This is a genomic window from Vreelandella nigrificans (assembly GCF_002374315.1).
Classification (GTDB): Bacteria; Pseudomonadota; Gammaproteobacteria; order Pseudomonadales; family Halomonadaceae; genus Vreelandella; species Vreelandella nigrificans.
Genome location: NZ_NWUX01000027.1, coordinates 36,594 through 59,776 on the forward strand (window position 1 = coordinate 36,594; position 23,183 = coordinate 59,776).

Genomic DNA, 23,183 nt, shown 5'->3' on the forward strand with positions numbered 1-23,183 from the left:
CTCACTCTGCCGGTTAGTTCCGCGATGGTGGCCGCTACCCGTAGGCTACCGCTGTAGTCACGGTAGAGCGCCCATAATGGTTCAAGCGCTACAGAAAGCGCATTGGCTTGCTGAGCATCTCCCGATTGTGCAGCACGGGTTAGCGTCAGTGCGGCCTCGGGATATAGCCCGCCAATCACCGAGTACCAGGCATCGCAACCAGCAAGCAGCCCTGTGGCGGCGGCCGCGTCGCCACTAATGCCAATGGTAACCTCGCTAGGAATCAACGCACGCAGCCGTGCCACGCGCTCTTTTGCGGCGGCCACATCATTTGGCACAGGGGGAATTTTAATCGAACGAACCTGAGGCAGTTGGGCGATGCGCCCATGTAGTTCATCGCTGAAATCAAAGTGCGTCGTGCCAGGGTTGTCATACACGCATAGCGGCACGCTTAACGAGCCGCAGACCGTTTCATAAAGGCTAAACACCTCATCATCGGTTAGCTTTTGGTACGAGACCGGCGCCAGCAGCACACCACTAGCCCCTGCTTGCTGGGCGCTTTCTGCATTGGCCAACACATCACGGGTACGTAGCGCACCGATCCCCACCACCACCGGCACATTGCCAGCATGCTTAACGCACAGCTTGGCAACATGCGCACGCTCTTCACCATTTAAATAGGCATAATTGCCGGTTGAGCCCAGCACACCGATAGAGTCTACCCCGGCCTCAACCAAGCGCTCTACCAAACGGGTAAACTCATGCTCATAAATGCCCTGCTCATTCATGGGTGTTAGCGGAAATGCGCTTAGGCCGGTAAACATGGTGCGTGATCCTTTTATGATGGCTGACAAGAAGCTTTTAAAATACTCGATAAAAAGTATCCCGCATAATCGATTAGCAATTATGTACAAGCATTCGGTATCAAGGAGAGCTTAAGCTAGGCGCAGTGCTTAATCAGGAGGGGCTCGGCATGGCGAATGCAAGCCGGTTTCAATTCATCAAAAGTCAACATGTGCCAACACTGACGGTACTTCAAGCGGCGATTGAAGACTTCAGCTACGACCGTCATGCCCATGATGAGTATGCTTTCGGCGTGACGCTGGCTGGACGGCAAGACTTCTTCAGCGGCGGGCAGTTCCACCGAAGCCCACCTGGCAACGTGATTCTGTTTAATCCAGAGGAGGTTCACGACGGCCAACCAGGCGGTGAGCGCGCGCTGGACTATCTGATGGTTTATACCCACCCAGAACAGGTCAAACCACTGTTCGCTGATGCCCTTGGGCGTGAACATTCAGCAGATTTTCGTTCCAACCAAACACTGATTCAGGATGTTCAACTGCGCGACGCCATTTTGGAACTGGCGCGCTTGGTCACCTCGCAGGCAGGCAGCTGTATTGATCAGGAAAATGCGCTGTATCGGGTTATTGAGCGAACCGTTCAACTTGGTGGCATTGCTCAGCCAAACCAATTAATCAGCCGGCCAGATGCGCTTTTGGGTCTTGCTAAAGAGTATATCCACGCCCATTTGGAAACCGATATGTCGCTTGATGACATTTGCCAGGCAGCGCATTTGTCTAAGTACCATTTTTTACGCCTGTTCCGTCAGTATTACGGCATCACCCCACATCAGTATGTGATTAATTGCCGAATCAATGCGGCGCGTTCTGCGTTAGAAAGAGGTGCCTCACTTAATGAAGTGGCCCTACGGTTTGGCTTTGCTGATCTAAGCCATTTTAACCGCCGCTTTAAACGTATTTATGGCATGACACCCCACCAGTATCAATGCGATATCGCGCGCTCCCCTTCCGAGCTCAAGAACCGCACTTAAAAAACCGCACTTAAAAAAACCGTAATGAAAAACGAGGTTTTACCATGTTAGGAATCGTCGCCTATGCCCTAGGCGCTATGTATTCGCCTGGGCCTGTGAATTTGCTTGGCTTGAACGTTGGTATTAATGGCCAAGCTAAAACATCCCTAGGGTTTTGTTTGGGAGTGGGCACCGCGATGCTTGCCTACTTATTACTATTGGGCTGGGCAGGTGCCGCGTGGATCGATGAAGAGGCTCTGATCGTAGTGAGCGCATTGGGTTGTGGCTATATTATTTATCTCGCTACAAAAATTGCTCGCTCAAGCGCTGACTTAAGCACGGATTTAAACACTGATGTAAACAAGCATGACCATGCCCCTCATCTGCTGCGTTTTCGCGATGGACTGGTGATGCAATTGCTCAATCCAAAAGCCATTATCGCCACTCTGCCCATTGCAACGCTGCAGTTTCCAGCGGCAGGTATTCAAGGGGTTAGCTTAATCATTTGGGCGTTCGGGCTGGCGATATTAGCCGCTGGCGCACCCGGCAGCTACATTGTGATTGGTAGTTTGGTGGGCCACCGCATTAAAAGCGTAGGCATCATTAAGTATTTTAATTGGGTGATGGCTGGGTTACTGATCGCCGTGGCGTTATCGATTGGCTATGAGCATGTTTGGGTGCCGATCATCACCCCCTGAGTTCGTAATAGAGCGGCAGGATATATTGCACGAGCAACCGCTCAACCTAACTCAAGGGTGAGCCTGAAAGTTACAAGAATCGCCTAAGAATCCCGTAACACTACATCGCCATCCACCAACACAGACAGTTCGCCCTGGGGGTTGAGATTGATCAGCGGTCTAAAGCTGTTGTGCAACCACATGAGCGGAGGCGCTCATTTAGTAACATCGCAGCAGGGTCTATTTTGAAACGGGAATGTCCACGGCCTTAAGTACATCAATAAACGCACGTAGTGGTGCAGGTACATGCCGATGGCCGGGATAATAGATGCAAAGCCCCGGCCCCAGTGGACACCAGTCCGATAATACAGGTACTAGTTTGCCTTGTTGTAGATAAGGCCCGGCAACCAGATCAGGCAGATAGGCGATGCCCATGCCAGCCGCTGCAGCCTCGGCCATTAGGTTCAAATGATCCAGGGTTATGGAGCCATGGACGTCAACCGCCACTTCCTCACCGTTCTTTTCAAATTCCCAACGATAGAGCTTGCCACTGGGCAGACGATGACGGATACAGCGGTGCTTGTGTAAGCCATCGGGCCGTTGGGGTGGCGGATTTAACGCCAGATAAGCTGGCGAAGCGACTGCCAGGAACCGGATCTGCGGGCCGAACCGTACGGCAATCATGTCCTGAGGTACGTCTTCGCCCAAGCGGATGCCTGCATCAAAGCCCTCTGCCACGATATCCACCAGACTACCTTCAGTGACAAGATCAACTTCAATATCGGGAAACGTTTGCTGAAAAACCGGAATAACATGGCGCAACAACATGCGGGCGGCAGGTTCATTTGAGTTGATCTTAACCGTACCACTCAGCCGGTTTTGCTGTATTTCAATCTCTTCAAATGCGGCGTCAAAGTCACGCAACAGAGGACGAATACGGCTCAATAGTTTGGCTCCAATATCCGTTAAGGCAACACTTCTGGTGGTTCGGTTGAACAACCGTACGTTCAGTTGGGCTTCCAATGTGCGCATCATGTGGCTCAGCGTGGATGGCGGCATTCCCAGCTCATCCGCGGCTTTGCGAAAACTACCATGGACAGCAATGGCCGCAAAAGCAGTCAGTACATTTAGATCCGGTTTCTTATTCATGTGAAATTTGCATCTAGTTATGCAGTATTAAGCGGATAGTCACACAAGTCTGACACCCCCACAATGACCTCGTTCTTTGCAATACCATCCAACAGGAGACTAAAGATGACAAAGACATGGTTTATTACAGGTACCTCATCAGGCTTGGGTAGATTGCTGACAGAGAAGCTGTTGGCGCGCGGAGACACCGTTGCTGCAACACTGCGCAAGGAAGGCAGTCTTGATGACTTGAAGGCGCTATACGGTGATCGTCTCTGGATTGGACTGCTTGATGTCACCAATACAGAACAGGTGCATCAGGTAGTCGATGCAGCCTTTGGTGATCTCGGTCACATTGATGTCCTTGTAAGCAATGCTGGTTATGGCCTTTTTGGCGCTGCGGAAGAAGCCAGCGACGCGCAGATAGAGCGCCAAATCGCCACCAATCTTACTGGATCCATTCAGCTCATTCGCGCGGTTCTTCCACATCTACGGCAGCAAGGTGGTGGTCGTATCGTTCAATTGTCGTCAGAGGGAGGCCAAATCGCCTACCCAAACTTCAGCCTCTATCATGCGACAAAGTGGGGAATTGAAGGCTTTATCGAGTCCGTCGCCAAAGAGGTTGCGCCATTCGGGATTGACTGCCTGATTATTGAGCCCGGCCCGACGGAAACCAACTTCGCTGTTGGTCTGGATCGCGCCCAGCCCCTGGCTTGCTATGAAGACACCCCTGCCGGTGAGGTTCGACGCGCGCTGGCGTCCGGCGCATTCGAAATCAAGGGCGATGCGATAAAGACAGTTGATGCCATGATCGAAGCGGCAGATGCTGAAAAACCACCTTTCCGTCTTGCGTTGGGAAGCAGCGCCTATACGTCTATCAGCCAAGTGTTGAGCGAACGGCTCCGGGTGTTGGAGGAGCAGAAAGAGGTAACGCTTTCAGCCGACAGGGACAGCTGAATTAAGCCAGTTGAGGCGGTTCATCACTTTGACCGCCCACGCATAGCTCGAATATCATCGATATCAACTGGCCGTGAAAGCACCGACTTATAGCGGATTAAGTCCTCTTTCAGCATAAGGGGGAGCTCAAGACCTAATAAATTGACTGTTTTATAGCGATCAAACGCTATATTTAGTGGCACCCAGGCTTCGTTGGCTGCATCGAATATCTGCGCACCATCAGCATTGCCAACTTCAATTTTGACGCCTTCGTACTTGAACTGAACATAGGTTAAATCCCAGCCCTCTTCACAGTAGTGTGTCGCTGGCTTGGATATATACGCTTGGCCAGCTTGAACCAACGACGAAAAATGCTCGCCAGGGACGAACAGATCAATATCGTTCAGCTCACGCTCAGCGCCATATCCTTTTGCTGCCAACCCTCCGCAGATTTGAAAAGGGATATCTTTCTCTTTTAGTAACCCTACCACCCACTTGGCTGCTAATTGGTGCACAGCGTCTCTCATCCCCTAAGTGCGCGCTTCTGACCAAACCGCAAACTCATTACCACTAGGTTCCAGGAAGTGAAAACGAAACCCACCTGGGAATTCGAAAATCGGCAGAATGACTTCACCGCCACTCTGCTCAACCTTGGCCAGTGTTGCGTTAATGTCAGCGCTATAAAAGACCAGTAGTGCACCGCCGTTAGTAGTTTGGTTACTGACATCCGCTTGGTAAAAGCCACCGTCCAAGCCTTGATTGGAAAACGCGGTGTATTCAGGGCCGTAATCGACAAACTCCCAGCCAAACACCGCAGAAAAAAATGCTTTTGTAGCATCTAAGTTTTTCGCTGCGAACTCGACGTAGTTGAGCTTTTCATGCTGATGCATACGGTGCTCCTTTACTTCTGAAGTGCTACAGCCCGAAGCCAATGCCTAGGCGCAACGCTTGAAGGCCATCAAATTGAACACTTACTTCATCAGAGAATACAGGGTGTCCCTGTACTGCCAAATCCAGTGCCGCTTGAGAACCGCGGTAAGTGACTGTCACCGAGATGTTCGCTGAAGTGCTAACTGGGGCCCACACTCCATACTCGACATTATCAACGCTAACAGCAGAGAGGCCGTGACTATCCAGCTGCTGCTGTATTTCCTGTTTAACGACAACGCCGTAATAGAAGTACAGGCCAGTGTAGCCAAGTGCTACCAGTACAATCAGTGAAAATAGCTTGCCCATTATTACCCTCGGGTTTTGTACACTTTCATAGTTACCATCTTCAGCAAATGCGCGTTAAACACACATAACCAAATGCTACGTTATCTACAGGTAGCAGTAAGCACTGATAATGCCTGTAGCTACGAAGTTGCACAAGCGACAAGAAATGGGCAGTTTTGCTAACGAAGTGTATCTACCCCATTAAAGAGCGGCACATCGAATTATTGAAAACAACACACCATGGCAGCAAGTAGCAATACCTTCAGCGCGCAACCTGCTTTCGAGTTAATTGCACTGGCGATGCACACCAAAGCATCTGCCATTAAAACCTGGGGGAGAACCCCCGCTCTTCGCAGGCATCCCGTGGTTTATGAACCACTAAGACGCGATCAGAAAAGTTACGCCAGGGGATCGCTAAGCCAAACACATCAAACGTCATCATGCCTGAGCTGCAGTCGATCAGCACATCTACAACATAGCCGCGATGCACCATACCTGTTGCCGTGGTATCAAGTTCCTGCCAGCGTATCGGCTGACCGGTGAAGTCGGTGTAAGGAGGTTCGTAACCGCCCTGGGTTTGATCAATGGATCGAAAATCCATGATTAGGCCGATACAAAGGAGCAATACGCTCACAAAACCGACCAGAGCAAACCCTACAATAATCGTCTTTCTCACTAGTCTGGCTGGCATTATTTTTCCTTTCGCATTAGGGAATCACCTGTATTGGCCACTTCAATTCGGCAAGCCAGGGATATACCACGCTGAATTCTCAAACGGCCCTCTTCCGTATCTAGCGGCAGCCCTCCATAAGCGGCGTCGCAACGGGTACGGATCATCAGGTACTGAATACCCGCAATTATTTAGTAACCCCAAGATCACACGCTCCAATCGTTCCTGAATGGGGAGCGTGCTTATCCCAACAGAGTCACCATCCAGTACTTCAGTAATCACCGGCCAAAAGTCTCCGCTCTCGCCGTAGGCTTTGAGCAGATTTGGCAGACCATCGAAGTAGCTATAGATGAGTACCTTATCCACACCTGCAGTTCGAGCCACGGCGTCAACACCTAGCCCCTTAAAACCTTGCTTGGCCACAATATCGCCCAACGCGCGTATCAACCGCTGCTCAGACTGCTTTCGGTCCCGCATTACGTTGCACTCCGGTTGCCTAAAACTCATTTTGTCACCGGTTAGTGACCTTGACGTCACTAGCCGGTGATATACAAGCTGATAACTAAACTAAAGAATACTTTTATTCATCTATGCAGTTTTCGGCAAAGCGAGGGGAAGTGCTGTAATGAAACTGGCTGTCAAAAACGATAAAGTAACTTCTGACTCTAAACCCGGTTGCTACTAAAAAAGGGGTGACGTCGCAAGGCTCAAAAGCACAAATGGGGACACGAGTAAAACTACGTTGTATTAGTAATAGCAAAGAGCCCAGTTTAAATCGATACCCGACCTGGATGTAAGTCCAAGGCTCTCTCTGATAGGAGGGGCACCAGTCGGCGAATTGTTACTTGTTGTTTTGGCTCATTTATAGATACGCAGAGTGCGAGAACGTGTGTAGCATCTGGATAGTATTGGCATAGAAACCAACGAGCACTGTCATCGTTTAACTGCTGAGTGACCAGTAATTCAATGCTGCTAGACTGAGAAAGGTCGAAAGAGCACTGATCGAGTGGTATGGACAATCCAAACCCACGTGCTTTAGCATAGGCCTCTTTAAGTGTCCAGTACTCAAAAAAAAGGCGGGACTGCGCTTCAGGGCATGCCGCTTGAATTTCTTTTGCTTCGGATGCTGAGAAACACTGACTGACAATATCAAAAGCAGCGTGCCGCTCCACGATATTCTCTACGTCGATTCCAACTTCATGCCCAGCTGTAACCGCAAGCGCTATCAACTTGCGAGTATGTGAAAGATTAAACGAGACGGAATCGGCGAGTGGCAAAGTAGGAGCAATTGCGGGTCGTCCATGGCTATTGGTGGTAAATAACCAATCTATCGGTGACACGTGAGCATAACGCGATAGAGTTGTGCGTATAAGAGCACGAGCTACTAGGTAGCGTATGCGATCTTCCTCAAAACAAAACCTCTGATACTGTTCTTTCTCCTGGGCACTCAGTATAGAAACATAGTGATTAAGAACATTCGCGTATTTGACATCATCAAGCCAAGTCAACCAAATATCTACACAAGATGGAGATGGTGTCAAAAGCAACGGCCGGTTTCCCACGTTCGGTAATTCCTTTCACTTTAGAGACTGATGCTACAATAGAAGCACTCGATAGATACCTAGCGGCATTGAATCTTGACTCTCACCCAGCAACTTTGCCCATAACAAGACTCCGCGGCTTGATGCCGAGCATGGATGGAATCGATGTTGCGACTATAAAAAGCACAGGAGTCTCTTAACCAATAACGCTATCTCTAAATAGCTGGGCATTCTCCCTCCCCTACGCCGTCTTTTCATACACCAGAATTTTCAGTGTGCTAATGCGCAGCATAGAGGAGGCACTCCACCACAAAAATCCATTCCGATGCCAAAATTGTAACACTGGCATTGTTCATCTTCGTCGCCCTACAGCCCTGCAGGAGCCCCCCACACACGTACGTCGTACGTAAAGGGTCTCGCCAGATAGCCACTATTATTAACTAAGGCTTGACCACGCGACTGTAGCTGTCATCAGGCAAGATAAGACGCGGCCATGTCCTTGTCGCCGTGCCCAGCCTCCTGTACCCGCTCGAAACGCCGGAGACTTGCTTGCGCCACACCCACCTGCAAACCAGCTTGTGCTGCAGCATCCACCACCAGCTGAGCATCCTTCACCGCATTGGCAATGGAGAAACTGGCTGTATAGTTCTCTGCAAGGATGGCGGCAGCCTTGGCTTGGAAGTAGCCGCTGTCCATTGGCCCACCAGTGACTACATCCACTACCAGTGCAGGATCAATGCCTAGCCCCTTAGCAATAGCGATGCTCTCGGCCAGTCCATGGGTCAACGCGAAAGCCCAATTATTGAGCGCTAGCTTTAAGCGGCTGCTGCCACCAATTTGCTCCGATACCCACAGAGTGCGCTTGCCGATGGCATCAAAAACAGGCTGCACGACTGCACGTTGCTCGACTGGACCGGATGCCAGGATGATCAGTTGGGCGAGTTCGGCTGGCTGTCGCGTGCCCTGCACCGGAGCGTCATAGAACACCAACCCATGCCGTTCGGCCAACGCCGCCAGAGTGCCGATACCTTCGATGCCAACCGTACTTAATTGCACCCAGATAGCTCCCTGCTTCAGGGCTGGCGCCGCCTCCTGCATGACCCCCTGGACACTCTCGCTATCCGTGAGCACGGTCACGATGATATCAGCACCCTGCACCGCGTTGGCTGGGGTGTCAAATGCCTGAACCCCATCAACCACCAACGCCTTCGCCTTAGCAGCGGTGCGATTCCAGGCATGCACTTTGAATCCTTGCTTGTGTAGGTTGAGTGCGACAGGGGCCCCTATCAGACCAGTGCCTAAAACGGCAATGGTAGGTTTTTTGTCAGTATTCATAAGAACTCCTTGAATGGCAAATAAAGAAAACAAAACATAATGGAATGATCATTCCAGTAAAGAGCAAAAAAAACGGCACCTGAATACTCTTCTGCTCCATTGGTCTTGATAATTACAGAGTATCGAGTGCTACGTCAACTACATCCAGCATGCATTGACGACGTTGTTGCGCAGGACTACCTTTACCCAACACACGCAGCCCCTGCATGGTGTTTACAAAGAAATGTGCCAATGCACGCGCGCTCTTTTGAGCATCGACCTCGCCCGACTTCTGTCCTCGGTGAATCAACTTTTCCAATGACTTTTGCAAACGCTGGAAGTTATGAGCCACCAGTTCAGCAATAGCCTCATCATGACCGGCCAGTTCCAGCGTGGCATTAGCAACTAGACATCCACGTCGCTGCGGGTCACTCAGCTCATCTTCGACGATCAGCATCAGTAGATGTCGGATCAACCTCTTAGGAGAGCCAGGGCTAGACAACAGCTCAACGTTGGCCGTAGTAATAGCCTGATAGCGGCGCAAAGCCTGCTGATATAGCCCTTGCTTATTCTCAAATGTGCTATATAAGCTGCTACGCGATAATCCAGTACCTTCGACCAAATCCTGCACTGAGGTCGCAGCAAAGCCACGCTGCCAGAAAACACGCATCGCAGCATCAGCAACATCATCAGGCTCGAATTCTTTGGTGCGCATTAAAACTGTTCCATAAAAAGAACGATCATTCCTCTTAGTGTACGATGCGATACCTGGAGCGTCAATAGCAATTCAAGGACACCAAGTAGCAGCACTATGGGTAATGCTTAGAGAAACTCAGCAAGGAAGAGCATTACGCCTGCTTCTAACTCCACCCCAGAAAACAACAACCACCATAATTGCATGATTGCACATCTTCGGCTTTGTCTTTCAAAGTATACGGAGCCTGTCAGGATTCTCCTTCGTATTTACATCCTCAATATTCCATTGAAATATTAAGCATCAAATATATTAACTTTTTTATCAGATGCACAAGTACAGCGCTAGAATACTTGAACCTACTCCTTCTCCACATGAGTACCATATATATCACTGGTGATCATAACTGGTACAACAAATTGAATTGAACTATCTAGGCTTGAGACAGCTCACTACCAGTCGCAGAAGGCCAGTGAAAGACTCACTGCCTCCCACTATTAGTCTATATCGGCTGTTGATTCAGAGGCACCTAGAAAGACTAAGATATTGACCTATTTTAAGCTCAACTACTTCATTCCAATCTTAAAATATAGGTTATGCCAGTTAATCTAAGTTACCTGCAGTCTTTCAGGTTGAACTCCTAACAAATCCTTCTGGAACTGAACATAGCTCTGGGGGGATAAACGTACCGCCACCACCAGCATGCTCAGGCTGGCAATAGCCATAAGCGCCCATATATAAGATAGATCATTGAATACATCATTCAAACCGCCAGCAGTAAGAGGCACTAAACTAGCAATAATGAAGCCGCCACCCTGCACAAAAGCCGTGAAGTTTCCAGCTAACGTCGGATCTTTCAGATGATCCATAGCGACTATAATCGATAGCGGAAATAAAATGCCAATTCCGACACCAAGTAGCGCTACTGTAAGGTAGGGTGCAACCAAAGGCGCCATCATTAGCAATAGAAATCCAGTAGCAACTAGCAGCAATGAAGTGATCAAAAGGCCTCGTCGATCAGGAAATCGATTGATAGTAAATGATAGCCAGAGCGCGGTCAGAGCTTCAATCACCGTCAGTACTGAGAGCAGTATGCCCGCCTCGCCCTTGACGATACCCAACCCAATATAGAACGGCGAGATCCACGCCATTGCTAACATAAATGCTCCAGTACCAATGCCAAAAAATAGTAGCAAAGACCAGCAGCGCGGAATCCGCCAAAACGGCACACTAGGCCCGGCAGAGGAGAAACTACTGCGACCTTCATAGAGGCTGCTACGCGACGCACTTATCCACACAAAAGCCGCTACTATCGCCGGTATTGACCAGCTGGCCAATGCCGAGAACCAACCAAAATGGTCTTCCATCCACGATGCGGCTCCAGAACCGATAGCAGCTCCAGCAACGATTCCGGTCGAATAGAGCGCAATGACGCTACTTGTTCGTGTCCCAAAATTTCGTTTAATGAAACCAGGCAACAGCGCTTGGATTATTGCAATCCCCAAACCGACGAGTAACGCACTACCAAAAAGCCCGAATGCATTCCCACCCCATAGGCGCAGGAAGCAAGCAACGGCAATCGTTATCGCACCTATAGTAATCCCTCCGCGCTCGCCCAATAACTGTCGAATGCGCCCAGCATATATCGCCCCCAATCCCATCATCAGCACCGGTATTGTAGTTAGTAAGCTAATACCAACCGAATTTATTCCAGCGGATTGACTAATCGATTGGATGAGCGGACCAACCGCTGAAATAGCTGGCCGTAAATTAAGCGATAATAGTAATATCGCCAGCAGCAAGAGTATGCTGGCATGCTTGGATTGTTGATTCATGGTATCCCCAGAGAAGATTAAAGAGGCCAAGCTGATATCCGCTCGGCTCCGTGTAGTTCAGTATTAATAGTTTGGCTTTCGCAGTAGGTGAGAAGCTCGAGACTCAATCATTGGCTGATAGACTTGTTCACGCCAGTTATCCTTTTCAATCTGCATAAGGTCTATAGATACAACGTCCTGACTACAACCAAGCTCTTGCTGCAGCAAATCAGTGATACGCTGCTGCAGCCTATCAAGGCTATCGGCGGGGATGTCTGCTTTAAAGCAATTAATCACAACATGGGGCATGTGCCCTACTCCTTTTGGAGGCTCTATTAAGCCTGCAGCTTTCAACTCCGAAATTCCTTTCGATTTCAGAATGGCGTAATGGCTAACTTCCAGCTCATTGTTATCTAGCTGTAGGCCTACCTCTAGACCATCATCAATAAAGGCAGGACCATCACCCGCAGCACGCCACACCGTTACTCGACATCGCAAAGGCTTATCTAATAGTGCAATTTGATACTCTGGAGAATAGGTGATACTAACGACATCTAAGATAGCTTCGACCAGTGCCATATCCATGGCCTGGAAATGAGAACCAATAAATGAGACAAAGTCCGCACGGCTACGCACCGATGCCAAGCAGTCGCTTGTAAGCTCTGCTTCTATGTCATGAGCAAACACGGACAGCAAGATAGTCAGAAAGGCAGGGTTTTCAAATAATACCTTTTGTTCACGACTCACTGGCTCAGTGTACGGAAGCTTTGGTGAACCTGGGGCTAGCAACACGAGCTCACTGACAGGCTCACCAATCTGCTCTAATTGCCACGCTGTTTCGTAAGCCACACGTGCACCGAAAGAGTACCCCCACAGACGATAGGGCCCTTTTGGCTGTAGACTACGAATCAACTGCACATCTTCCGCAGCCATAGCCTCAATACTAGCAAACGCTTGCTCGCCACTATTGATACCGCGAGACTGTATCCCGTAGAAACCTGCATCTCCTGATTCAACGACCACCTCAGCCAGCGGGCGCAAGTTCATCGGATAACCACCTAAGCCTGGCCAACAAAAAATTGCAGCCTCGCCGCCCCTCTTGCCAGCCAATAAAATTGCCCGACTCCTAAGTGAATCACCTTCATTAATCGCGATTGCCAGCTTCTCGACTGTAGGAGCGGTAAATATCAACTGCACAGGGAAACTCGTCTTGAACTCTCTATTAATAGCCTGAGCAATCGCTACGGCTTGTATGGAGTTCCCCCCCAACTCAAAAAAATCATCCACTACTGAGACAGACTCTAGCCCTAGTACATGGCGCCAAATTCGGCTAATAACAGCCTCCACTTGGTCTCTCGCCTCGACATGGGGACGCACTATATCAACTAACTGAAACTCGGCTGAGCTCTTGAGAGCGTTGACATCAACTTTCCCTGAGACACTGTGGGGTATTCTACTGATGATGGCTATGCGCCCAGGCACCATATAGTCCGGCAACTGGTTAAGAAGATCTTCACGTATCAGCTCGGCCGGACCTTTCATGTGAACTGCATCCTCGTCCATGCCTACATGACGGGCTTGTGACTCGGAGATCTTGCCAAATAAACAGAAATAGCTGGGTCCACTCTGACCACCCGCAGCAGCAACGATATCGTTTAGACGAAGAGAAGTCGCCAGTGGATTACCGCTTTTAGAGCTATAGCCCGACGACATGGTACCAATTCCGATTTGGTTCATCTGCACGCGTTGAAGGCAGCGCCCCACGTCAATATAGTTCCGCCATGGCTCATGGCTTTGGCTGATGAATGCAATGCCTCCACTAGAACGCTGATACACCTGCTGGTTAATGGCAATGACATGGCGTTGCTCAACTATAAAGTCAGATATACGTACTAACTTTCCATCAAGGTAGTGATAACTACCATCAGGCATACCGTTAATTCGCCCCTGATGAGCTTGCAGATACACATCCACAGCCAAGGTGTTGACGCGCTCATTCAATGAGACAATGTCATAGCTGCCCAAGTAGTCGTGCTCAGGCGGGCATGACAGTTTCTCCAACACCGATGGGGCGTACTGGCCGCTACCAATTCCATAGCCGTATTCAGGAAGGGCATAGTCCAGCAATCCCAGCATATGACCACATTCCATTTCCAAGACCTCGCGGATGTTATTTTTGTAAACTTCGCGGATCGCCGGAATATTGCCAACAAAATGTAGTTTCAACCTAGGCATGTCACCACTAGCATCAGCATCCGCCATGCGATAAAGACTGTGCTTAGCGGGGTGGTAGTAGTGCACGCCGTCAGGCACCCCTGTGATGCCAACGATTTCGACATACAGTTGCGTGGCATATAAAGCCCCAGGAGAGGCATACCCAAATTTCGGTAGCAAACGCTCTTCGCTGCTGAACTGCCCCAAATCGCGTAACAGTACACCAATCTTCTCTGCGTCCAACTCCGTCAGCTTCTTGGAGGCCCCGGTAGGAGGTTCCATGCCAAGCAGAGTAAGCAAATCATCATGCTTAACCTTACCTCCGTGATAAAAGCGATAGGTTTTTCGTGCAAATGCCCGAGCTCTTTGAGTAGCGCTTTCCTGCTTCCCCTTGAGCACTATCTGAGGCATAAACATAAGACTATCGTCGTTGCGAAGGCCTCGGCCAGATAGCTGCGCCCTGATCTGAACGCGCGTTGACTTTGTCTGATGGTGTGACTCCGCCGCGTCTTGATCCATTAGAAGGGCTTCGCTTGGATTCAGCTCAACCGCACCAACTAACTGTGCATGACCACTATGTGTGTTTTCAGCCACGAATACCGCGGCAGACTTAACCCAGCTATGGTTTTCGATTGCCAGGCGGATCTCGTCTAGCTCAATGCGATAGCCTCGAAACTTAACTTGATTATCAACACGGCCAACGAAATGCAGTACACCATCATAATCCTGCCGCACTAAATCCCCTGTTCGATACATCCGCAAAGACTCCGCGGAAGTTGCTACTGTGACAGTAACAAACCTCTCATCCGTTTGTTCTGGCCGAAACAAATAGCCATCGGCAAGTTGACTGCCGCTTATAAATAGCTCACCAGTATCGCCAAGTTTTACGGCGTTCAGCTGACTATCCAACACATGGCAACTGAGCCCGTCCACTGGCCGTCCGATTGGCACAACTTCCCAGTCTTCCTTAACTTTGTCTTTCTTAACCTCAAAGTGAGTAGCATTAATGGTGCACTCAGTTGGGCCGTAAAGGTTAATCAACTTTGTATTGGGCATGAGGTGGATAATTTGGCGCGCTAACTTTCGTGACAACCCCTCTCCACCGCTGAATAAGCTGCGCAAGCTTTCACAACTAGTAAATTCTTCAAGCTCAGTAAGCGCCTGCCACAAAGTAGGAACACCCTGCAACGTAGTTATTTCGTGTTGTTTAATCTGGCGAACCAGGCCTTCCGGATCGCGATAGCTCCCAGATTCAGCCATCACGACACAAGCACCACAGCACATACCAAGCAGCTCCCATTGCGCTGCATCAAAACTTACGGGTGTCTTTTGTAGAACTCTATGCCCACGATCCAAGTAACCTTCTTCAGAAATCCAGCGCATCTGATTAACGATTGCCTGCTGGGAAATGGCAACACCTTTAGGCTTTCCAGTTGTGCCAGAGGTATAGATGACATAAGCTAGATCACTATCGTTCTGCTCGTAAATTTCTGCCACTAGGCTATCTATTTCCTCAAAGCTAGCTGCCGGTATATCATCTATGTTGCAGACTTTAACTCCAGGTAATAACAACTCATCCAAGCGTGATTGGCTGTGATGGTTACTCAGAACCAATTTCACACGTGCATCCTTGAGCATGTAAGATAGGCGCTCATGCGGATATTCGGGACTTAACGGCAGATATGCCGCACCGGCAAATAGGATTCCCCAAGCACTCAGCGGAAGGTCAGCAGATGCATCCATGAATAATCCGATGCAGTCATTGTGACCAACCCCGAAACGGCGCAGCGCCGCGGCAATATTTATTGCACGCAAAACTGCGTCCTCATAGCTATAACTTGTTTTATCATCTACGATCGCAAGATCGTTGCGCAAAACCTGCAAACCTGACAACAGCAATGTTGGAAGCGTTGTCGTGTGCTGCACGTTCTCATCATAAGAATGGTATTGATTGTTTCTCTTCACAAAAAGATTAGTTACCAACATAATCGCCCCTGCTCCCCTTTTTAGAATAGTTCTCTTATCTAGTAGCGACTAAACAACTTTCCGGATCCAGAGAATTGATCCTCAATACCGCTCATACGCAGCGCATGCCAGTACAGGACAGAGTTGTTGGCGATAACAGGCTTTCCAGTCCACTGCTCAGCTGCTGCTGCGAAAGCAGCCATAGGCACGTTGGTACCCACCTGAACAATTGCCTGTACATCTGGTGCATTGGCCACCTCCACCGCATGGCGAAGATCCTCCTGGCTGACCGAAGAGATGCGAGAAGGACTTTTTCCACCTAAATTGGCAAGAGCTAGAATCTCGTACCCGTTATCAGTGAAAAATTGCGAAACAGCTTCATCCCCGATTGTCGTGTACGGAGAGATCAAACCAATTCGGTGGACATCGCCTAGCTTTTTCAAAGCCAAGCCAATAGCATCCGCACTTGTGGTGATGCCAATGCCTCCTGCCGTTTCCTGGAGATCCGAAAGCATCTTCAGATGCATGTCCCTGCCACGCCAGTATGCATCCGGCGATACAGCCACAATGACGCGATCCAGCTTACAATCCTTCATGCTTTGAATAGCCGGAGTAGTAGCACTACGCATAGCTTGAATCACGCTATTGAATCCGCATTCCTCTGTCAGATTGTTATCAACTATCACCATGCGGCCGATGTGATTAGTCACGCCATACGGCCGCAGATCATCCATTTCTGGTTGCACCGAGGTGTTGGTAGAGGGGATGACAACCCCCACACGTAAGCGATGGCCCAGCATATTCATTAGAGATTTCCTTCTCTGCTTGTTAGCGCGCTTTTCTACACTTTTTGTTGCCTAAGGCACATTCGCCCGATGAGCGCAGTTTCCCAAAACGGAGGCATAATACGCCATCTGGAACGATCATTCCACAAAGATTATCTTTTTTTCTTAACCAAATTTTGATCTTTTATGCGTGAAATTCCCTTAGTGCATACCCAAAATTGGATCGCGTGATGGGATCACTTGTTAAGAAACAATCAAAGCTCGCTCAGAAACGGATATATCGCCCTAGCTTGAGCACTTTCGTGGGCGAATTTTAATTAACAAACCCAAAGTTGGCACAAATCCGGCCTGTAACCAGTTTGCATTGCTTGCAATCCAAATCTGCTAGGGGCTCAACTATATGTCGCTGATCTAACCAAGAAATGACATGAATGGTGTTTTCTGCTTAACTTCGTTCCTAATTTAACTTTAACATTTGATAACCATCTATGATGAACATACTATACTGAGGAATCACGCCGATCTGCCGCAGAGCCGAGCCAGCCTCCCGCCGTCGTGAGCCTCCTCCGCTTTAGTTTCCTGATACTCGGTGTGGTTGCTCTATGGATCGCAGGTCTCAGGCACCTGCGCGCATGGGTACTGCTGGTTACCGTCTGGGCAATATTCATGATCACGCTAATTGGAGTGAACCACTTTACCGGCCCCGAAATTGCTGGCGTGAGTGCAGGACTTGTCGTGCTCGGCATGGGGCTCATCACAGCACGGTGCAAAGGGCCTATCAGCGGCTGGCCGCGATCTGCATGGCCTTATCTTGCGCTCTTGGCAACGATTGGCGTAATCAAATGCCTCTTGCTGGCCACCGATATCAGTGCCTCCGTCCTCATTACCGGCAAGGCCGTAAGCTGGCAACCCCTTGCCTCGCCAGGGTTGGCGCTTGGAATCGTGCTGGGGCTTGTCCTTTGGGCCAACCGCCGTGGCGATCTTACAAAAGAGCTCTCGCAGGGGCCCTCGCAAGGACATACACAGGGCTACGGCGCGGAATGGGTTCACCGCAGCTGGAAGCCACTCGCGACAATCTTCTTTTTCTTGCTGATGTCGCAAGCCTTACTCAAAGGCGGCTTTTTGACCGGTTTCCAGGCGGGGCTATCCCAGCTCACTTCAACCAGCCTAATTCCCGTCGCAGCCGTGCTGGCCAGCCTGTCGGGCTATGTCACCGGCTCTAATATTGGCGGTAATGCAATTTTCATGGCCAGTTTGACCCATCTTCCAGTGCCCAATACCAATTGGCTAGCTGCGATCCAAAACAGCGGTGCTGGGCATGGCGCGCTCGGTTCGCTGTCTATCCTGGCGCTGATCACTGGCTTGGCAAAGTCCAACCGAATTGAGGAGGCCGGGTTAATCCGTTTTGGCTTCTGGCTGGTTTGTGTCAATACGGTTTTGGTTGCGACGATGGGCAGCCTCCTGATCGCCTTTTTCGGGGAGGGATAAATCTTACGGCGCCAATCACCACCGATTGGTCTTGCACAGCGTTGCTGGATTGGCGCTTCCACAACCGAGGACATCGAGGGCGCAGAGTTCATACTTCCTCCGCCCTGCCACTCAGCATGCCTTGCTGAACATGGCATAACACCAGGCTGGGTTCGGTACCGTTAGCAGCAACCGCTAGCTCACCCGCTGTATTCCAGCCGCCACTTTTGCCACAGGTTTGCCAGCCCCCCGTGTTGGAAATGTGGTTAGCAAGCAGTACTGGGAACTGATGGCGTTTTGCCATAGCGGCGAGTAATTGTGCATCAGGCTCGTAACCTGCTTCTGATATAAGCGCACTGGCGATATACACATCTGCTCGCTGAGCAGCTGCCACTTCTGCGTGGGAGGGGTGAGCGAAGTCGGCGCAAATAGCCAAGGCTATGCGAGTGTCATTTACCGTGAACTGGTAGCTTTCATTACCCGCCGAGCAGTAAACCTCTTCTCCTTCGTGCAGGTGCTGCTTTGCGTAGAAATCGCGCTTTCCGCTTGGGAAACAGATAACAGCGCCTATGTGGGGCTTACTGCTTTCATTCAACAACGGGCAACCTGCTATCACTACTATATTATGAGCAACTGCAGCGGTAGAAAGCGTACTGAAGGTCTCTGCACTTTTGGGCATCGCCAGTTGCTCTAGTAGCTCAAGCTCATAGCCGGTAAGCGAAAGCTCTGGGAAAACTACCACATCGGCCCCGAGCCTAGCAGCGTGTTGAATGTAGGTAAGGTGTATTGCAAGGTTGTCGGCCACTGCACCTTTTTCCACCGGGAGTTGTGCTAACGCGATAGTGGCATTGCCCGTTTTCATTCAAGCCTCGCAGTAGTCAGTAAAGAAACCTCGCATACTTAAACCAATATCCTTACAGCGTACTCACTCTTTTTTAGCCAGTAACAGCCCTACCCCGGCGCTGGCTAATAGGCTTGCGCAGCCGCGGTTAAATAAGCGCCGCATGGCTGGTCGAGAAAACCACTGGTTTAAAAAGCTGCCTGCATAGGCGTAACCGGCAATCGCTACCCACTCCAGCAGCAGAAACAGCGTGCCTAATACTAAAAACTGCTGCCCTACGTTGCCGCTTGGCTCCACAAACTGCGGTAAGAATGCAGTGAAAATCAGGATGGCTTTGGGATTACCTGCGGCAAGCAAAAACTCTTGGCGCGCTAGCTCAAAAAGGCTCCTGGGGTTAGTGCCACCGTCATCATGTTCAGCGGTATCGGCACCCCATAGTTGATATGCCAGCCATAACAAGTAGAGACCACCGACAACCTTAATGACCAGGAAGATCTTTTCAGAGGTGTAAAGCAGCGTCGCCAAACCAGTCGCTGCCAGCGTAATCATACCTACGAATGCTATTAGCCGCCCAATACCCGCTAAACAAGCTGCCCGAACGCCATAGCGTTTAGCATTGGTTAACGAAAGCAGGTTATTAGGGCCAGGCGCCATATTAAGGGCGAAGCAGGCAGGGATAAACAGCAGTAACGTGGTTAGGTTCATAGAAGCCCATTCCTATCTGTTCGCATGAGCATGCACTAGTTATTTCACTACTGGCCCATCTAGACTAACCTTTAATTAAGATTTTGCTCAACCTTAAAAAAGAGCAGGCGCTGCTGGCCTGCTCTCTTAACGTATCGTTCTTTTTACGCTGCCTGTATCAATCTGCTTGTATCAACAAACTTGTGGCTCGCTTGCTGTACGACATGCCCTGACACTTTCTGCCAGTTCACTGACCAGGCTATGTACTTGTTCAACGGCTTCATCAGGCGTACTGGCATGTTCGATGCAGTCAACAAGCGCGGAGCCAACCACCACCGCATCGCTGAAGCGGCCAATGGTAGCGGCTTGCTCAGCTGTGCGAATGCCAAAGCCGACAGCAATCGGCAGTTTGGTGTGCTCACGTAGTTGGGCTACCGAGCGCTCTAACCGTTCTGGCGTGGGGGCGCTACCGCCGGTAACTCCAGCAACAGAGACGTAGTAGATAAACCCTGAAGCGTTAGCCAGCACTTTGGGTAGACGTTTAGCATCCGTGGTCGGTGTCGCTAGGCGGATAAAATCAATGCCGTGCTGAGCTGCTGGCTGACAGAGCTCTTCGTCATGCTCGGGAGGTAAATCCACCACAATCAGGCCATCGACCCCAGCGCTGGCGGCATCAGACAGAAAGCGCTCAACACCATAGCAGTAAATCGGGTTGTAGTAGCCCATCAGTACAATCGGTGTGGTGCTGTTCTGTTCACGGAACGAACGCACCATTTCTAGCGTTTTAGCTTGATTTTGGCCGTTTTTCAGGGCACGTAGCGCGGCTTTTTGAATAGCAGGGCCATCAGCCATGGGATCGCTAAACGGCATGCCGAGTTCGATGATATCTACACCAGCCTCTGGCAACCCATGTAACAGGCGACGCGAAGTCTCGGCGTCTGGGTCACCTGCGGTGAGGTAGCTAACCAGCGCTGGTCGATTCTGCTGCTTGAGCGCGGCAAAGCAGTGTTCAAGACGAGAGTGGGTATTCATAACAGCCTCCTGGTTCGCGCTCATTGGAATTTCTCACCGAGATGATGGGCAACGCTCATCATATCTTTGTCGCCACGGCCACTAAGGTTGACCACCATTAAGTGCTCACGAGGAAGCCGGGGTGCACGCTTAGCCACTTCCGCCAAAGCGTGGGCGGTTTCCAGAGCGGGAATGATGCCTTCCTGACGACAGCAGATCTGGAAGGCTTCCAGCGCTTCGTCGTCAGTGGCGGAGACGTACTCAACCCGCCCCTGCTCATGGAGCCATGCGTGCTCTGGCCCGATACCGGGGTAATCCAGCCCTGCGGAAATCGAGTGGGCGTCGATAATCTGGCCATCTTCGTTTTGCAGTAGGTACGTTCGGTTGCCGTGCAATACCCCTGGTGTACCGCCGTTCAGGCTGGCCGCGTGCAGACCACTGTTCACGCCTTTACCGCCCGCTTCTACGCCAATCATCTGCACATCTGGGTCGTTTAAGAATGGGTGGAATAGCCCCATGGCGTTTGAACCGCCGCCAATGCAGGCCACCAGCGAATCCGGCAAGCGGCCCTTTTTCTCGAGCATTTGCGAGCGTGTTTCATGGCCGATCACCGCCTGAAAATCGCGCACCATGGCGGGGTACGGGTGCGGTCCCGCGACAGTGCCAATAATGTAGAAGGTATCGTCTACGTTGGTTACCCAGTCGCGTAGCGCTTCGTTCATGGCGTCTTTAAGTGTGCCTGTGCCAGAGGTGACGGGAATCACTTCTGCTCCCAACAACTTCATGCGGAACACATTGGGCTGCTGGCGCTCTATGTCTGTAGACCCCATGTAGATCACGCAAGGCAGACCAAAACGAGCCGCGACGGTGGCGGTGGCCACGCCATGCATTCCAGCGCCAGTTTCAGCAATGATGCGTTTTTTACCCATCTGCTTGGCCAGCAGTACTTGGCCAATGCAGTTGTTAATCTTGTGCGCGCCGGTGTGGTTTAGCTCTTCACGCTTTAGGTAAATACTCGCCCCACCAAAGTGCTCAGTCAGTCGTTCCGCGAAGTAGAGAGGACTTGGCCGACCGACGTAATCCCCCTGAAAATAGGCTAGCTGCCGCTGGAATTCGGGATCATTTTTAGCAGCCGCATACTCATCTTGCAGCTCTAAAATTAACGGCATCAGCGTTTCGGCGACGAAGCGGCCACCGAAACTGCCAAATAAGCCGTTGGCATCGGGCAGGTTTACGAATTGGTTCATCACGACCTCTGAGTGCAATTTGGGAGCGATTTGGATTGCAATGAAGGTAGCTCAAGCAAACGGGGATAAAAATCGATAAGATGTCAGCAATATGTGAGTTTTAGTCAACTGTCAAAGCCGAGTTGCCGTATAGGACTATTAATGCAATACAGTATGCCGCCACTAAGCGCCCTGCGCGCCTTTGAAGCCACTGCACGGTTGGGTAGCGTAACTGCTGCGGCCGAAGAGTTAAACGTGACCCATGGCGCGGTGAGCCGCCAACTAAAAAGCCTGGATGATCATTTTGGTGTAGCGCTGTTTGCTAAAGCAGGACGCGGGCTGGTACTTACTCACCACGGCGAGCGACTGCAAAACGGTGTGGGTGAAGCCTTCTCTCGCCTGCGGGATAGTTGCTCAGACCTCAAGCGTAATGTGGAAGAGGCCCCCTTCACTCTGGCCTGCCCTGGCAGTCTATTGGCACGCTGGTTGATTCCTCGCCTGGATCGACTACACCGGGAACTACCCGAACTCAAACTACAAGTCGTGGTAAGTGATGCTGAGCAGCCCGGCAACCACTCCTCTGCCAGTGCTACGCTGGCATTTTCTGAGCCCCCCTGGCCAGCGGATTTGGAAGTGGTTGAGCTAATGCCGGAGCAGATTTGCGCGGTAATAAGCCCACAGTTGGCAGATAAGTGCGATTCTACCGAGCCAGAATCACTGTTTGCCAATAAGCTTTTAATTACCGCATCACGGCCTCAGGCATGGCCACATTGGGCCAGTGCCCAAGGGCTTGAAGTGGCACAACTTGAGCAGGCGCTCAGCAAAGGCCAGGAGTTTGACCACCTTTACTACTTGATGGAAGCAGCAGTGGCGGGTTTAGGCGTGGCCATTGCGCCTCGCCTATTGGTAGAAGACGATTTACGCAGCGGGCGGCTGGTTGCTCCCTGGGGAAGTATCGAAACGCCTGCCCGCCTCTGTCTATTGCTGCCGAAACAAACCGACGCTCACCGCAGTGAAGCGCTGGCAGAGTGGCTTAAACTGGCACTTAAAGAGTGAGCTATATCAGGCCTATATACCCCGCGGATGCAGTGTCTTGTGAAGCCTACCGTTTTGTAGGGAGGCTTACGCCTCCGTTTGAACTGACCCCCAATTATTGGACAGTTAGCTCTATCAGTTGACTGCCATTTCCTGAGTCCGGTATTCCACAGGGCT

22 protein-coding genes are annotated in these 23,183 nt (G+C 50.6%); 5 read left to right on the forward strand and 17 right to left on the reverse strand.

The window, feature by feature from the left end:
- Positions 1-803: dihydrodipicolinate synthase family protein (locus CPA45_RS20035; protein WP_096654644.1), on the reverse strand; the 803-nt coding region annotated here is incomplete at its 3' end.
- A 149-nt stretch (positions 804-952) separates the two neighbouring features.
- Here CPA45_RS20035 and CPA45_RS20040 point away from each other — a divergent pair.
- Together CPA45_RS20040 and CPA45_RS20045 are read left to right on the forward strand one after the other, a co-directional pair.
- Positions 953-1,810 carry a helix-turn-helix transcriptional regulator gene (locus CPA45_RS20040; protein ID WP_096654646.1) on the forward strand — a complete coding sequence of 286 codons (858 nt, stop codon included), beginning with the start codon at positions 953-955 and terminating at the stop codon, positions 1,808-1,810.
- A 44-nt stretch (positions 1,811-1,854) separates the two neighbouring features.
- Positions 1,855-2,487: a LysE family translocator gene (locus CPA45_RS20045; protein ID WP_096654648.1), complete on the forward strand. Its 633-nt coding sequence runs from the start codon at positions 1,855-1,857 to the stop codon at positions 2,485-2,487.
- A 219-nt stretch (positions 2,488-2,706) separates the two neighbouring features.
- On the opposite strand, the gene CPA45_RS20050 is transcribed toward CPA45_RS20045, so the two are convergent.
- A complete protein-coding gene (locus tag CPA45_RS20050) occupies positions 2,707-3,615 on the reverse strand; it encodes a LysR family transcriptional regulator (protein WP_096654650.1) in 909 nt (302 codons plus the stop codon).
- Between the two features lie 105 nt (positions 3,616-3,720).
- On the opposite strand from CPA45_RS20050, the gene CPA45_RS20055 reads away from it, so the two are divergent.
- A complete protein-coding gene (locus CPA45_RS20055; protein ID WP_096654652.1) occupies positions 3,721-4,551 on the forward strand; it encodes an SDR family oxidoreductase in 831 nt (276 codons plus the stop codon).
- Between the two features lie 23 nt (positions 4,552-4,574).
- Here CPA45_RS20055 and CPA45_RS20060 read toward each other — a convergent pair whose 3' ends face one another.
- From CPA45_RS20060 to CPA45_RS20110, 11 genes are all read right to left on the reverse strand, one after another.
- A complete protein-coding gene (locus tag CPA45_RS20060) occupies positions 4,575-5,045 on the reverse strand; it encodes a hypothetical protein (protein ID WP_096654692.1) in 471 nt (156 codons plus the stop codon).
- 15 nt (positions 5,046-5,060) lie between these two features.
- Positions 5,061-5,420 (reverse strand): VOC family protein, encoded by a 360-nt coding sequence (locus CPA45_RS20065; RefSeq protein WP_096654654.1) that lies wholly within the window; start codon positions 5,418-5,420, stop codon positions 5,061-5,063.
- A gap of 25 nt (positions 5,421-5,445) precedes the next feature.
- Positions 5,446-5,766 carry a hypothetical protein gene (locus tag CPA45_RS20070; protein ID WP_078090314.1) on the reverse strand — a complete coding sequence of 107 codons (321 nt, stop codon included), beginning with the start codon at positions 5,764-5,766 and terminating at the stop codon, positions 5,446-5,448.
- A 301-nt stretch (positions 5,767-6,067) separates the two neighbouring features.
- On the reverse strand, positions 6,068-6,436 hold the full coding sequence (locus CPA45_RS20075) for a hypothetical protein (protein WP_096654656.1): 369 nt from the start codon (positions 6,434-6,436) through the stop codon (positions 6,068-6,070).
- 42 nt (positions 6,437-6,478) lie between these two features.
- A complete protein-coding gene (locus CPA45_RS20080) occupies positions 6,479-6,892 on the reverse strand; it encodes a TetR/AcrR family transcriptional regulator (protein WP_096654658.1) in 414 nt (137 codons plus the stop codon).
- A 293-nt stretch (positions 6,893-7,185) separates the two neighbouring features.
- Complete coding sequence (locus CPA45_RS20085) at positions 7,186-7,977, reverse strand: 4'-phosphopantetheinyl transferase family protein (protein ID WP_096654660.1); 792 nt, start codon at positions 7,975-7,977, stop codon at positions 7,186-7,188.
- Between the two features lie 450 nt (positions 7,978-8,427).
- Positions 8,428-9,291, reverse strand: coding sequence for an NAD(P)-dependent oxidoreductase (locus tag CPA45_RS20090; protein ID WP_096654662.1), 864 nt, complete (start codon positions 9,289-9,291; stop codon positions 8,428-8,430).
- Between the two features lie 112 nt (positions 9,292-9,403).
- Entirely contained in the window at positions 9,404-9,985 is a 582-nt protein-coding gene (locus tag CPA45_RS20095; RefSeq protein ID WP_096654664.1) for a TetR/AcrR family transcriptional regulator, read from the reverse strand.
- Positions 9,986-10,572: 587 nt separating this feature from the next.
- A complete protein-coding gene (locus tag CPA45_RS20100; protein ID WP_096654666.1) occupies positions 10,573-11,799 on the reverse strand; it encodes an MFS transporter in 1,227 nt (408 codons plus the stop codon).
- A 63-nt stretch (positions 11,800-11,862) separates the two neighbouring features.
- Complete coding sequence (locus tag CPA45_RS20105; protein WP_096654668.1) at positions 11,863-15,978, reverse strand: amino acid adenylation domain-containing protein; 4,116 nt, start codon at positions 15,976-15,978, stop codon at positions 11,863-11,865.
- A gap of 38 nt (positions 15,979-16,016) precedes the next feature.
- Entirely contained in the window at positions 16,017-16,763 is a 747-nt protein-coding gene (locus CPA45_RS20110; RefSeq protein ID WP_096654670.1) for a maleate cis-trans isomerase family protein, read from the reverse strand.
- A gap of 645 nt (positions 16,764-17,408) precedes the next feature.
- Between CPA45_RS20110 and CPA45_RS20115 the strand changes: the two genes are divergently transcribed.
- On the forward strand, positions 17,409-18,230 hold the full coding sequence (locus tag CPA45_RS20115) for a hypothetical protein (RefSeq protein ID WP_096654672.1): 822 nt from the start codon (positions 17,409-17,411) through the stop codon (positions 18,228-18,230).
- A gap of 88 nt (positions 18,231-18,318) precedes the next feature.
- Here the strand turns inward: CPA45_RS20115 and CPA45_RS20120 are convergent, their stop codons facing one another.
- The 4 genes from CPA45_RS20120 to trpB form a co-directional block, all read right to left on the reverse strand.
- Positions 18,319-19,071, reverse strand: coding sequence for a carbon-nitrogen hydrolase family protein (locus CPA45_RS20120; protein WP_096654674.1), 753 nt, complete (start codon positions 19,069-19,071; stop codon positions 18,319-18,321).
- Between the two features lie 63 nt (positions 19,072-19,134).
- A complete protein-coding gene (locus CPA45_RS20125; RefSeq protein ID WP_096654676.1) occupies positions 19,135-19,755 on the reverse strand; it encodes a LysE family translocator in 621 nt (206 codons plus the stop codon).
- A gap of 171 nt (positions 19,756-19,926) precedes the next feature.
- Positions 19,927-20,766: a tryptophan synthase subunit alpha gene (gene trpA, locus CPA45_RS20130; RefSeq protein ID WP_096654678.1), complete on the reverse strand. Its 840-nt coding sequence runs from the start codon at positions 20,764-20,766 to the stop codon at positions 19,927-19,929.
- A 20-nt stretch (positions 20,767-20,786) separates the two neighbouring features.
- Complete coding sequence (gene trpB, locus CPA45_RS20135; RefSeq protein ID WP_096654680.1) at positions 20,787-21,992, reverse strand: tryptophan synthase subunit beta; 1,206 nt, start codon at positions 21,990-21,992, stop codon at positions 20,787-20,789.
- Between the two features lie 141 nt (positions 21,993-22,133).
- Here trpB and CPA45_RS20140 point away from each other — a divergent pair, with 141 nt between their 5' ends.
- Positions 22,134-23,027, forward strand: a complete 894-nt coding sequence (locus tag CPA45_RS20140; protein WP_096654682.1) for a LysR family transcriptional regulator — start codon at positions 22,134-22,136, stop codon at positions 23,025-23,027.
- The last annotated feature ends 156 nt before the right edge of the window (positions 23,028-23,183 follow it).